Origin of the sequence: Lutibacter sp. HS1-25, assembly GCF_004121075.1 — a bacterium.
Taxonomy (GTDB): domain Bacteria; phylum Bacteroidota; class Bacteroidia; order Flavobacteriales; family Flavobacteriaceae; genus Lutibacter.
In genome coordinates this window covers 1-12,816 of sequence record NZ_RHLN01000141.1, presented here as the reverse complement: position 1 = coordinate 12,816, position 12,816 = coordinate 1, and the positions used below count along the sequence as shown (strand labels likewise).

At 31.9% G+C, this 12,816-nt stretch carries 10 protein-coding genes; 1 reads left to right on the top strand and 9 read right to left on the bottom strand.

The genetic code is table 11. The annotated features are described in order from the left end of the window. The first annotated feature begins 1,023 nt into the window (after positions 1–1,023). On the top strand, positions 1,024–1,731 hold the full coding sequence (locus EC396_RS14145; RefSeq protein WP_129367246.1) for an ATPase: 708 nt from the start codon (positions 1,024–1,026) through the stop codon (positions 1,729–1,731). A 22-nt stretch (positions 1,732–1,753) separates the two neighbouring features. Here EC396_RS14145 and EC396_RS14140 read toward each other — a convergent pair whose 3' ends face one another. The 9 genes from EC396_RS14140 to EC396_RS14100 all read right to left on the bottom strand — a co-directional run bounded on the left by EC396_RS14140 (position 1,754) and on the right by EC396_RS14100 (position 11,846). Then, positions 1,754–2,890, bottom strand: coding sequence for a type II secretion system F family protein (locus EC396_RS14140; RefSeq protein WP_129367245.1), 1,137 nt, complete (start codon positions 2,888–2,890; stop codon positions 1,754–1,756). Between the two features lie 249 nt (positions 2,891–3,139). Continuing rightward, complete coding sequence (locus EC396_RS14135) at positions 3,140–7,021, bottom strand: T9SS type B sorting domain-containing protein (RefSeq protein WP_129367244.1); 3,882 nt, start codon at positions 7,019–7,021, stop codon at positions 3,140–3,142. A 178-nt stretch (positions 7,022–7,199) separates the two neighbouring features. Continuing rightward, the gene (locus EC396_RS14130) at positions 7,200–7,661 is read right to left on the bottom strand and encodes a type II secretion system protein (protein WP_129367243.1); all 462 of its coding nucleotides are present in this window, start codon (positions 7,659–7,661) and stop codon (positions 7,200–7,202) included. Next, the gene (locus EC396_RS14125) at positions 7,648–7,986 is read right to left on the bottom strand and encodes a hypothetical protein (protein WP_129367242.1); all 339 of its coding nucleotides are present in this window, start codon (positions 7,984–7,986) and stop codon (positions 7,648–7,650) included. Before EC396_RS14125 ends, EC396_RS14130 begins: the two co-directional genes overlap by 14 nt. After that, on the bottom strand, positions 7,974–9,245 hold the full coding sequence (locus EC396_RS14120; RefSeq protein WP_129367241.1) for a hypothetical protein: 1,272 nt from the start codon (positions 9,243–9,245) through the stop codon (positions 7,974–7,976). The genes EC396_RS14125 and EC396_RS14120 overlap by 13 nt, the downstream gene beginning before the upstream one ends. Further along, on the bottom strand, positions 9,242–9,718 hold the full coding sequence (locus EC396_RS14115) for a hypothetical protein (protein WP_129367240.1): 477 nt from the start codon (positions 9,716–9,718) through the stop codon (positions 9,242–9,244). The genes EC396_RS14120 and EC396_RS14115 overlap by 4 nt, the downstream gene beginning before the upstream one ends. A gap of 11 nt (positions 9,719–9,729) precedes the next feature. Beyond that, positions 9,730–10,134, bottom strand: coding sequence for a hypothetical protein (locus EC396_RS14110; RefSeq protein WP_129367239.1), 405 nt, complete (start codon positions 10,132–10,134; stop codon positions 9,730–9,732). Between the two features lie 3 nt (positions 10,135–10,137). After that, positions 10,138–10,866 carry a hypothetical protein gene (locus EC396_RS14105; protein WP_129367238.1) on the bottom strand — a complete coding sequence of 243 codons (729 nt, stop codon included), beginning with the start codon at positions 10,864–10,866 and terminating at the stop codon, positions 10,138–10,140. 425 nt (positions 10,867–11,291) lie between these two features. Continuing rightward, the gene (locus EC396_RS14100; RefSeq protein ID WP_129367237.1) at positions 11,292–11,846 is read right to left on the bottom strand and encodes a transposase; all 555 of its coding nucleotides are present in this window, start codon (positions 11,844–11,846) and stop codon (positions 11,292–11,294) included. Between the last annotated feature and the right edge of the window lie 970 nt (positions 11,847–12,816).

Below are 12,816 nucleotides of genomic sequence, written 5' to 3'. Positions count from 1 at the left end.
AAAAGAAATGCTGTTTGAGCAGGGTCGAGTGTTCAGAAAACAGTTGGTAACTGTTTTTAGCGATGAAGCCAGATGGCGTGAAGACTGAAATGCGAGTTCATTTCTTTTAGGATTTAAGAACGTATTTGACCGCCGAAAATCCAAGGCTTGACTTTTTTGTTTCGTTTTTGTGTCAAGACAAAAATGAAAGAACACTCTAAGAATCTAAAAATTCAATTCGCTTATTACGAATTAAAAATAAAAAAACCACTATGAACCCAACACCACACATCAAAACCGAAGGAACCTCAAAATTCCAAATAGGAGAAATCAAAAACAAAAGATATGATATCCCTCTTTAACAATTAAAACTGCCCTAGGATTTGGCAGGCGAGTGTCAAAAGTTTGAAGAATCCGTAAAAAGAAATGCTGTTTGAGCAGGGTCGAGTGTTCAGAAAACAGTTGGTAACTGTTTTTAGCGATGAAGCCAGATGGCGTGAAGACTGAAATGCGAGTTCATTTCTTTTAGGATTTAAGAACGTATTTGACCGCCGAAAATCCAAGGCTTGACTTTTTTGTTTCGTTTTTGTGTCAAGACAAAAATGAAAGAACACTCTAAGAATCTAAAAATTCAATTCGCTTATTACGAATTAAAAATAAAAAAACCACTATGAACCCAACACCACACATCAAAACCGAAGGAACCTCAAAATTCCAAATCGGAGAAATCAGAAACAAAAGATATGATATCCCTCTTTAGCAATTAAAACTGCCCTAGGATTTGGCAGGCGAGTGTCAAAAGTTTGAAGAATCCGTAAAAAGAAATGCTGTTTGAGCAGGGTCGAGTGTTCAGAAAACAGTTGGTAACTGTTTTTAGCGATGAAGCCAGATGGCGTGAAGTTTGAGCTCAGCGAGTTCATTTCTTTTAGGATTTAAGAACGTATTTGACCGCCGAAAATCCAAGGCTTGACTTTTTTGTTTCGTTTTTGTGTCAAGACAAAAATGAAAAGGCAAAAGAAACAATCAAATTAAAAATCAACAGCTATGAACCCAACACCACACATAAAAACCGAAGGAACCTCAAAATTCCAAATCGGAGAAATCAGAGAAAATGTAATTCACTACGATTTCGAAAAAATAAAAACCTACCTCAACATCAAAGGTCATATCTTATTTGGAAAAAACTTCAGAATCTACAAAGAAGATGAAGCTTTGCTTTTCAAGCTATGCTCATATTTCATTCAAGACCATTATAGCTGCGCAAAAATGGGAATCGACACCCACAAAGGAATATTACTAACAGGACCCGTAGGATGTGGAAAAACATCGCTAATGCAATTGTTATTGCATTTAGCGCCACACAAAACAAATTACGAAATCATTCCAACACGCAACATTGTTTTCAATTTCAATACCAATGGTTTTGTAGTCCTGGATAAATACAGCGACACCAAAAACTACTGTTTTGATGATCTTGGAGTAGAACCAGTCGGTTCACATTATGCGAAAGAATGCAACGTACTTGGAGAAATATTACTCTCAAGATATGACCTTTTTACCCGTCATCCTGAACTTGTTTCAGGATCTCATCAAACAAACCTAAAAGTCAACAACCACAGCAAAACCCACATCACAACAAACCTAAATGCTCAGGAGCTCGAAAAATGTTATGGGAATAGAGTGCGAAGTCGGATTAGAACGATGTTTAACCTCATTACTTTTAATGAAAACTCAATAGATAAAAGACGATAAGTGTATTTAAAAAAATCAAAAACTATCCAATAACAGTACTCAATTTAAACATTGGCAAATACATCGCAATTAAAATAGTAGCAACTAAGGTTCCAAGAAAAATCATAATAAAAGGCTCAAGTACAGTACTTAATAATTTTGATTGGTGTTGAATATCATCATTATACTGCTTTGTGAGTTTCTCAAAAATAAATTCACTCTGATTCGTTTGTTCAGCTACTTTTAAAAGTGAGATCATTTTTCTATCAAAAATGGGGTAGTTAGATAAGCTAGCACTCAATTCTTTTCCTTGAACAATGTCTTTTTCTATGTGAGAAAGCGCCTCTTGTAAAGGATAAAATGCAATCATTTTTTTTGTAAGTTGAATGCAATTAAGTAATGGTACTTTAGCACCTACAAGCAATGCTGTGGCTTGTGTAAACTGTGAAATATAAATTTTCCGAAGCAGCTCTCCTATATAAGGTAATTTTAGAAGTATTTTTGAAGAGGTTTTTTGGTACCAAATCTTTTTTGAAATGAAAGCTTTTAATACAAATAATAGAATAATAAACACAATCATATTCCAAAAGTTCTCTTGAAAACTTTCCGAAAGCGCAACAATAACTTTGGTAATCCAAGGCAATTCAACGTTATTCTGTTTAAAAATATCAACAAACATAGGTACCACAAATTGCAGCATAAATACAACTGCAAGTAAGGCAGTAATCATAACAATAATAGGGTAGGAGAGTGCATTTAAAATAGTTCTTCGTTGCTCGTTTTTCCGTGTATAATAGTTACCTAATTCAGTAGTTACTTTTTCTAAACTACCAGTTTCTTCACCTATTTTAAGTGAATAGTATTCGTATTCAGTAAATAAAGCCTGCTGTTTAATAGCTTCAGACAGTGATTTTCCATAAACGATATTTTCAATAATAGCATCAAATACTTCACGATCTTTAACTTTCTTTTGCTCCTCCGAAATTAAAGTTAAGGAATCCTTTAGTGTTATTCCAGCGTTTAATAATACACTTAATTCAGAGTAGAATGCTTCCTTTTTTTTATTTGAAAACGAGCTACCAAAAAGAACAATTTCTTTTTTAAGTAACTGCTGAATACTTGTAGTCTTTTGAATGTCTACTTTTTTTACTTTTGATATTTGCTCTAAGTTAAATGCCATTAATTAGAAAAAAATTCGAGTTTTAAATTTTATTAAAATACGTTTTGGAACAATATAAAATTACACTTGTTTTTAAAATAATGTATAAGGATATACCTTATATTAACTAAGCCGATTCCTTTGAAATGTCATTACTTTATGGTTTACTTTTTATAGCTACAGCTTTAAATATTTTTCTAATGCACTCCATAATTATGATTGTATTGATTACTCGTTTAGTATACAGAATACATTTCCGAACTACTGGATTTATCTTATCAAACTAAAATGTCCTTTTCTAACTTTGCCATTTCCGTTAGCATCTATTAATTCAACAGTAAACCAATAATCGGTTGCCGGTAAGGAGACTCCATTGTAAACACCGTTCCAACCTTTACTATCTGGATCAACTTTGGCAAGTGTTTTACCAAAACGATCAAATATATAAATAATACTGTTTGAGTAAAAATTAGTATTTACACCAATAATATTCCAATAATCATTATAACCATCATTGTTGGGTGTGAAAAATTTAGGATACCCAATAACAGCAACATCCAAATTAACGGTGCCACAGTTATTTTTATCGTTTACATACACGGTATAAATTCCAGCGGCTATATCTTCAAATAAAGGTTCATATTGAAAAAAACCAATGGGGTCACCTTCTTTTTGTATCGAAAATTCATAATCTCCAATACCCAAGCCTCCTAATAAAACTTCAATACTATTATTTTCTGAATCGTCTTTAATTACAATTTGTTCTGAAAAAAGATTCGCAATATTAGATTCGTAAATGGTTATTTCTTTTGGAAAAGAAGTACAACCATTTATTGAAGTTGCGGTTACCGTATAAACACCTCCCCTAGAAATATTAGCGAATTGTAAATCGCTTATTTCAGTTCCTTGAGCATCTGTCCAAACATAGCTATAATCAGGTGCGTGTGGATTGAAAACGCTCACTTGTTTAGGTAGGGAATTTAAACAAACAATAGCTTCTGAATCAAGTTCAAATTCAGGTTTTTCATATACTATAAAATCAATATTAGTTTCAGCTATGCAGTTTAAATATAATTCATTCTCAACAGTAGCCTTAATTGTTTGAGATGAAGTTAAAAATGGATTTGGGAGTGGACTTGGTAAGGTATTTCCTGCTTCATCTGCATAAGTAACCAACATTCCTGTTTGTCCGTTTAAGATTGTTGATTCAATAGCCGACGTATCAAAAGCAAACAAGCCATCTAAATCATCATCACATTCTATGAAATCATTTACAGGATATGCTACTGGTTTTTTATCTACAATAAATGTTAAGTCGGTTTCAGTACTACAAACACCATCTTTGTCTTTTGAATTGATTGCTGTTACTTTAATTTTGATCGTTTGTGATGAGGTTAAAAATGGATTTGGAAGCGGACTTGGCAATGTATTTCCTAACGCATCGGTATAGGTTACTAACATTCCTGTTTGCCCGTTTAAAAGAGTTGTTTCAATTGCAGAAGTATCAAAAGGGAATAACCCATCAAAATCATCATCACATTGTCTGTCAATAGTCACAGTATTTGCAATTGGAATAGATTCAACATGCAACGTAACATGTCCTCCCAAACCTAAACAATCATTATCCAATTTACTATCTACCCGTACATAAATGGTTTGGTTTGTAGGGTAACCAATATTTCTATAAGTTGAAATATCTGATATAGAATTAACCTCAGCCAAAGCATCAACTTCATTACGATAATAGGCGATAATCAATTGTTGACCAGCGGGAAAGATATTTTCAATTTCTGCAGTAACACTGCTAAAATCAAACGTAGCAATACCATCAGTTTCAGGGTTGGAGGCATCTATAAAATCATCACATTCATAAAATTCTTTTTGAAATGAATTTGGAATTTGAGTAGTTGAAACAATTAATTTAATTTCTGAAATTCTAAAACAACCGTTGTTATTTTCAACCCTTGCCCAAACTTTTGAAGTACTAATAGTAGGATTTAAATACGTTTCTGGCGTGTTGATTCGTTCTGAAACAGCATTTGTAAGTGCTCCATTATAGCTTGTGAAATAAGTGATTTTTTCATTAATCGTATTATTTGAGATCTCGGCATTCACCTCTGTTAAATTGAAATAACTAAATCCGTTGATATCCACATTATCACATTGCTTTAAAATTACAGACGAATTAACAATTGGCAATTTGTCTACTTTCAATTCAAAATTAGTAGTTGCAACACAACTATTATTTATATTATTAAATATTTTTACATAAACAGTTTGCGGATTGCTTGTATTTTGAAATGCAGTTGGTGTTGTAATTTGTGTTAAATAATTAGTGTCACTATAATATGCAATTGTATAATTAGCAGCGCTTTGTCCATTTAATATTTCAGTTTCCTTTTTTGTTAAATCAAACAAAATAAAACCATCTGTATCAGTTCCAATAGAAAGATTATCACATTCAGTTAAAGGTAAAATAGTTGTGCTAGGTTTTGGGCTTTCAAAAACTTGAATATTAAAATTAGTAACATCAAAACAACTTTGATTGTTTTTATTAAACAGCTTAGCGTATATAGTTTCCAATGAATAAGGCACTTGATTAGTATAAGCGTCTGGCGTTGAAATTTCAATATTGGCATTAAAATTATCCAACCCTGCATAATATTTTATATCAAAAACGGAAGTATCCTGTCCGTTCAAAATAACTGTATTTTGTGAAGTAATATCAAACAAATAAAGACCGTCATTATCAGTATCACAGATTTCCAAATTCACAGGTTGTGTAGCTGCTGAAGCCTCATATATAGTTACCGTTACGGTTGTTGAAGCGGTTTCAGCACCAACGGTTGCAGTTATAGTAACCTCATAATCTCCAGGAGCTGTAAAAATATGGGTAGGTTCTAAATCTGTTGATATATTGTTACTTCCTGAAGCTACATCGCCAAAATCCCAAACTGCGGAATCAATAGCTTCTGTTAAAGTAAATTGTGTTGTTTTACCAAAACATAGATTTTCAAATTCAAATGGACTAATGGTCAAAAAAAATGATTGAATAAAAGGAGGAAGACCATGTTGACTCATTCGTCCATCTAAACTAACTGAATTTGGAATGAATTTACACGTAACGCCTAATCTATTAGGTTCTTCAATACTACTTAAAAATGTGGTACCTGCTAATGCTGCGTATATTTTCTTATCTGGGCCCAATTGAAGTGAGCTTCCTAAAGAGAATTGTTTTGCAATTAATATTTCTGAAGAAGCAACATCATTAGCTTCTATATTGTATTGAAATAAAGAATGGATACCATCAAAACTATTACCTAATGCTGAGGTTACATACATCCTTTTTCCTGATGAAGAAAATTCTAAACCATAATCAAGAGACCTTGTTGAAACTTGGATCATATTGCTAATGATTCCCGTAGTATTATCAAAATCAAAAATATGGGTTCCTCTATTTTCATTACAAATACCTATCTTTTTTCCATCTGGGGATACTTTAAGCTGTCCACAGGCAGAATTGGTTCCATCACTATTTGGAGGCCAAGTAGGGTGTAATGGAGTTGAACTTATTACAGGGGTTGTATTTACGCCTAATGAGGTTACTAGAAAAGAATTAAAATTATAACTATCCCAAGGATGCGTAATTACCCATATATCCGTGCCATTGCTATGCAGTACTGCTGTAACTTGTTCAGTGCTTTTTGGTGTTAAGTTTATATTTTTATTAGAGGTAATAGCCCCTAATCCCCCATCTAATGACAAATCAACTTCTGAATAATTTAAACCATCTGGACCAGCCTGATCATCAACTGTAAAAATATAATAAATAGTTGTGCTATTAGGATTTGGGACAATTAAAGCGGATTGTGTGCTTGAGGCATCTCCTTTTAAATCAGTACCGTTTTTCATAATAAGGTGCTGCTTATTATAAACGGTCTTACCATCTGTATAAAACAATAAACTCCCGTTGGCATCTGAAATTACTGAACAACCTTCACCTGTACTTATTTTTCCATTTGTAAGAAAAACAGGTGTTCCATTGTTAAAATCAAGCCCTGCAAAATCTCCAAAATACCAAATATTAGCTTCTTTTTGGGAATACATAAAAGAGACACATAAAAACAATAGGGTAAAAAATAACTTTTTCATAAGTGGGGTATATCAAAGGTTAAATTTATAAAAAAAGTAATTATATAATGAAAATATGTAAACGAAAACGAATAAATAGGGACTTCTAGAACCATAGTACTGAATTACAAACATCTAACCAGCCTTTTTTTTTAAAACAATAATTTATATTTTCAATAATTATCAGATTAAATAAATTTTAATCTTTCATATAAAACTGAGCTGCTTTAGCGGTGTAAACAAATAGTTCTCTATTTTGAAATTCTTGACTTAATTTTAAATGAATCCCATCTATCAATCCTAAAGCGGCTTTGTTATTCCTAAGGGCTTTTAATTCAGTAATTTTAATTTTTAAGGTATCAGTGTTTCTAATAATGCAATCTTGCTTAAAATAATAGTTAGTTGAGCTGAAAGGATTGGAGCATATTAATTGCTTTTCTTCCTTTAAATAGTACACAGAAGCTGAATTAAAATCATTCCACAGAGCCAATTCAAGTGTTTTAATTTCTGATGTTTTACTATAGTTATATTGAATTTCTTTCAGCTCTTTTTGAACTAAATTAAGAACTAATAAAGTAATAGAAATTACAATGGTTGTTAAAATCATAACAACTATTAATTCTGTAATCGTAAAACTTTTAACTTTTTTAGTCAGTAGCATAAATACTCTTTTTTTGAACTCTTTTTTTAGTTACTAAATGTGCGGCGTTGATTTCAATCCAAGGAGTTAAATTTTCATTTTTAGCAACAATCTCGATCTTCCAATGATCAAATGTTTCTTGGTAAGGCAATTTAATTTGTTTGTTTTTTAAGCGATATTCAAGTTGGTGAATATGATTGAATAAAACACTGGTGTCATTGTTAATTTTATGAGTAAACACAGAGTGCAGAATTAACAAGGCCATTGAAAAAACGATTACTATAATTACTGAAGCAGTAATTGTTTCGATTAAACTAGAAGCTTTTATTTTTTTTAATACAACCATTTTACAACTTTAGGGATAGATGCCTCTATTGATAAGCCAACATACTGTTGTGGTAATCTATTTTGTAGAATTTGTCCGTTGTATAAGTGATTTAAATAAACGGATCCAGCTTGTTTTGCAATAAAAGAACTGGTATAAACCGAGCCATATATAGTGCCTAGTAATTCTAAATTCTTTTCACAATAAACCTCTCCTGTAATATGTGTATTTTCGCTAATAAATAGTTGTGAAAAATAATTGCTTTTATCTTCAGCATCTAAATAAGCTATCACACCTTTTATGGTCGTATTAGATTTTATAAAAAGTGGAGTGACCGTTTCATTTGTAGTATCGATTGTAGTATTTGGATTTTTAGAAACCACCAAAGTCGTAGGATAATCTAACAAACAATTTTCTCCAACTTCAATGGCTTCAGATGCAAATGCTTGAAAGTTCCCTCGTACTCCAGGTTTAATTATAATAGTGGGTGCAACTAAAATGATATCGGCTAAAAGAGCTGTTTTTGAAACAGTAATCACAGAATCTGCTTGAATTATAAAATTACCTGATAGTTTAATGTCGTATAAATCTATAACCCCATATTGTTGATAGATTTTGGTAGGTTCATTAAAAGAGTGCAATTCATCTAACCCTTCATATAATTCTATAGATTCTAAATTGGATTCATTAATTATTCCTTGTGCTAAGTTTTCAATCGTCTCCTTGTTTTTTAATTTTGGCAATTGTTTGGTACTTGTAAAAGTGGAGCCGTAAACAAGCTGCCCCCCGTAATAAGAGTTCCCTGCAATATTACCCGATTTTATTAGTTTTTTAGGTAAAAAAGTAGTTCCTACGATTTTAGCATCACCAACAATAACAAGCGCATTATTAAGATCTTTTAAATACAAGGCGGGTTTTTCAGCAAGATATCCTCCTGTTAATCCAATTTTTTCATGCTTTGTGTTTTTTATGGTTGAAGTAACCTTTAAAATATCAAAAAAACCCCAAGCTGTTCTTTCAAGCAGTAAGTCACTTTTAATATTTTCATCGAGGGTTACCAACTCTTCTTGGTTATAAGGTATTAGATGTGTTGAAAAATAATCAAATCCCATTGCAGCATTTTGAATGCATTGTATTTTAGCATCTGTTTGCCCTTTAAATAGTTGTTGCAGATAGGTTAATGTAATAAACGAGCTAATTAATAACAGAATTAAAACCGAAATAAACAGTGTATACTGTAAGGCTCCTGCTTGTAATTTTTTATGTAGTAATCGTATCACTGTTGAAGAGGAATTTCTTTTTGTTGTTTTTGAAAACGCACAGTTATTGCCTTAGAATTTCCTTTAGTTAAAGTAACTCCATCTACTGTTTGACCAACTGATAAAAAATGTTGTTTATTATTAATTGAAACTAAGTACATCGTTTTTCTAGACCTTACTTTTGGTTCAATAATTCCATTCAATACAATAGGAGGGAAAGGGATCAATATCTTAGGATGGTTACTGGAAGATTTTCTTACAGTACTTTGTTTTTTTGCAGCACTATTTTTTCCTAAAAAAGGATCTCTATAATTTAAGTTTAAAGTGTAGGTCGCCTCGTTTTCAATAGTTTCTGGCTTAAAATCTACTAAGTTAGTTGGTGTAGTTTGTAAACCTGTTGATGGGTTGATGGCTGAAAACAATTTGTAGCCGATAATGCCCCAAACAATTAAAACAACGGGAAGTAAAATATAAATATTTTTTTTGCTTTTCACAGTTCTATATCTTATTCAATTACAGTGAGGTTATGCATAGTATAGTTGGTTTCATAACCAGCATTAATGGCTTTAACACGCCATTGGTAAATTCCGACATCTAATCCTTTGGTGATTTTTGTGATGGGCTGCAAGGTGTCTAACGTAATTGGAAGTAAAGAGTCTAATACAACCTGTTGCACAGCTGTAAAATTAGGAGTTGCAATTTGTATTTTATACGCTTCAGCATCTTCTAAATGTTCCCAGTTAAAATTTATGTTTCCTACAAGTACTTTAACAGAATCACTCGGACCAATAAGAGTAACGCTTTCTTTTGAAATATCGGGTATAAACAATATTTCTTCACAACTATAATAAATGCTGGAAGTGAAAACAAGAACTATTAGTGCGTATTTAGAGAAGTTTCCTTTGATCATAATTTAAAATTTAAAAGCATTTTTTTCTTCACTCTTTTGAAAATTGTCATAAGTTGGTTTAGTGCATTTTGAATGTTCATCTATAATGTTTAAAATTGCTGTTTGTCGTTTTGCATTTTTACCCCAGCAAAATGCAGCTAATTTATAAGCAAAAGTAACCCCACCTGTCAATTCAATTTCTTGAACAAGAACATTGTTCTTGTACAATTCTAAATCGTATTTTTTATACTTTTCATTTTTAAGATACAATTCGTCTGCTTGTTCAATTTCTTTCATTAGTTGTTCATTAAAAACCATTGAAACAGCAGTAACTAATTTTGCTTTGTTCATAGTTTTTAAATATTGAACCTCAGCAGTATTATACTCACCATTCAGTTCTTTTAAAAAAGCAACATTATCAGCAACTTTTAAGGTAATATAGTGAGGTTTATTTGGTAAAGAGTCTACGTATTTAATGCTATTTTCACCCCCTTGAGAATTAACAGCGCTTGAGTATGCTTTATAGGTAGTTTTATTAAAGGGCATAAGCATTGCGTGCACTCTAATTTTATTGTTTAATATAGGAATTGCAGTGGTTTCAAATGAAATAGTTTGCAGGTTGTTTTCTTCAACTCCAATAGTTAATAACTCTACAGGTGATATAGCTACTTGCTGTGTTTGCTCATTTATAGTAACAGTTTTACACGAACACAATGCAATTAGAAACATTAGAATACTTAATCTTTTTATCATAAAATAGTTGGCTTTATTCAATGTATTAAAATTAAGATTGTTTTTTTGACTTAGAATAAGGATTCACCTTGTAAATACTAAGCACTATCCTTTCATTTGTTATTTTTTTTAAGAAATTAACATGTAAAAAAGCACGTCAACCTCTGTTAGCGCGGATTTGCAATCCGTGCAAGTACCTTAATTATCATCGACAAAAACTCAATCCTGCAACAAATACGTCACCTTCAGCTCGGCTGGGGATCTCACCAACCATAAACTCTAACGTCATTCTGAACTTGTTTCAGAATCTCATGAACAATCCATTGAAAATTCTGGTCACTGAGCGGAGTCGAAGTGTCTGTTAGCGCGGATTTGCAATCCGTGCAAGTACCTTAATTATCCGCTGGTGCAGATTTGCAATATATGACATCTTAGTACTATCAATTTTAAAATAAATCGAGTACTACAACATCTAATTCGTTTTCTAAAGCGGCATAATTTCTTGCAGAACTAAATAAATAATCCTCAGGAAAGGCTACAATTTTATCAACTACAGGGTTGTTATGAATGTAATTTATTTTTTGTTTTATAAACTTATTTGATGTTACAATTTCTGCATGATATCCGTCTTGCCAGACTTTGTATTGCTGTTTTCTTTTTAAGTGCTCACAAGCTTTAGAGAAAGAATCTAGAAGCCATTCTCGTCTGCTCTCAGGTTTATCAATAATAGTTTGTATTATTTTTTTTGAAGTAAACTTTTTAAAATCACGCATTATATTTGAAAGTAATATATCGTCTTTAGCTTTACATAACATATGAAGGTGACTAGGCATAATACAATAAGCATAAATTTCTAAGCCTTTTTCTTTTTGGCAATAGTTTAAAGCTTCTATTAATAAGTTTCGTTGATTTAATCTTGTAAATAAGTCTATCCAACTTACTGTTGTAATTGTAACAAAATAAGCAGTATTTGGCATAGTAGCCTTGTATTTTGTACTCATCTTTTCCTTTTTATTTGCAAGATATAAAATTCAAATTATTATTCTACTTATTGTAACGGGCACGGAATGCAATTCCGCGCTATCATTATACGTGCGTTGGCGCAGATTTGTAATCTGTGACACCTTATATTACACTGTTTATTATAAAGTAAAACCACTCTCTAATTTATAGAAAATGGTTTTGTATGTTCTTAATTGTAACGGGCACGGAAAACATTTCCGCGCTATCGTTATACGTGCGTTGGCGCAGATTTGTAATCTGTGACAAATGCAATATTATAAATACGATAAAACCACTTTCTATTTTACTAAAAAGTGGTTTTGCTTACTATTACTTACTTGTAATGGGCACGGAATGCAATTCCGCGCTATCGTTTCGTGTTACATATCCGAGCCATCGGGAATTTGAAATCCGTGTAAGTACCTTAATTATCCGTTATCGCAGATTTGCTATCTGTGACGATTTATATAAAGTTTCTTAAAAGTAAAACCACTCTCTAATTTATAGAAAGTGGTTTATATTATATTAGTATTAGTCGCTTACTCGTTACCCTTATATCGATTTATATAAAGTTTCTTAAAAGTAAAACCACTCTCTAATTTATAGAAAGTGGTTTCTTATCGTTACGGGCACGGAAAACATTTCCGCGCTATCATTATACGTGCGTTGGCGCAGATTTGTAATCTGTGACATCTTATGCTATTGTACAGTTAGTAATAAAGTAAAACCACCTCCTAATTTATAGAAAGTGGTTTATATTATATTAGTATTAGTTGGCTATCGTTGCGTGTTACATATCCGCGCCATCGGGGTTATCACTACTCCAAATATCACTATCCCAAAAACGCTTATCATCAACATTGTAAGTAGCTTTATTATTATCTCGATGATTTAAACAGTCATTCATTAACGCTATTGAGCTTTCTTCATAAGTCCTAGAGTTTGTAAATGAATTCCTAGAGAATGATG

Excerpts from the sequence above, each read along its gene's own strand:
- EC396_RS14110 (WP_129367239.1), bottom strand. The coding sequence starts at position 10,134 with ATGATCAAAGGAAACTTCTCTAAATACGCACTAATAGTTCTTGTTTTC.
- EC396_RS14125 (WP_129367242.1), bottom strand. The coding sequence starts at position 7,986 with ATGGTTGTATTAAAAAAAATAAAAGCTTCTAGTTTAATCGAAACAATT.
- EC396_RS14105 (WP_129367238.1), bottom strand. The coding sequence starts at position 10,866 with ATGATAAAAAGATTAAGTATTCTAATGTTTCTAATTGCATTGTGTTCG.
- EC396_RS14145 (WP_129367246.1), top strand. The coding sequence starts at position 1,024 with ATGAACCCAACACCACACATAAAAACCGAAGGAACCTCAAAATTCCAA.
- EC396_RS14135 (WP_129367244.1), bottom strand. The coding sequence starts at position 7,021 with ATGAAAAAGTTATTTTTTACCCTATTGTTTTTATGTGTCTCTTTTATG.
- EC396_RS14100 (WP_129367237.1), bottom strand. The coding sequence starts at position 11,846 with ATGAGTACAAAATACAAGGCTACTATGCCAAATACTGCTTATTTTGTT.
- EC396_RS14130 (WP_129367243.1), bottom strand. The coding sequence starts at position 7,661 with ATGCTACTGACTAAAAAAGTTAAAAGTTTTACGATTACAGAATTAATA.
- EC396_RS14140 (WP_129367245.1), bottom strand. The coding sequence starts at position 2,890 with ATGGCATTTAACTTAGAGCAAATATCAAAAGTAAAAAAAGTAGACATT.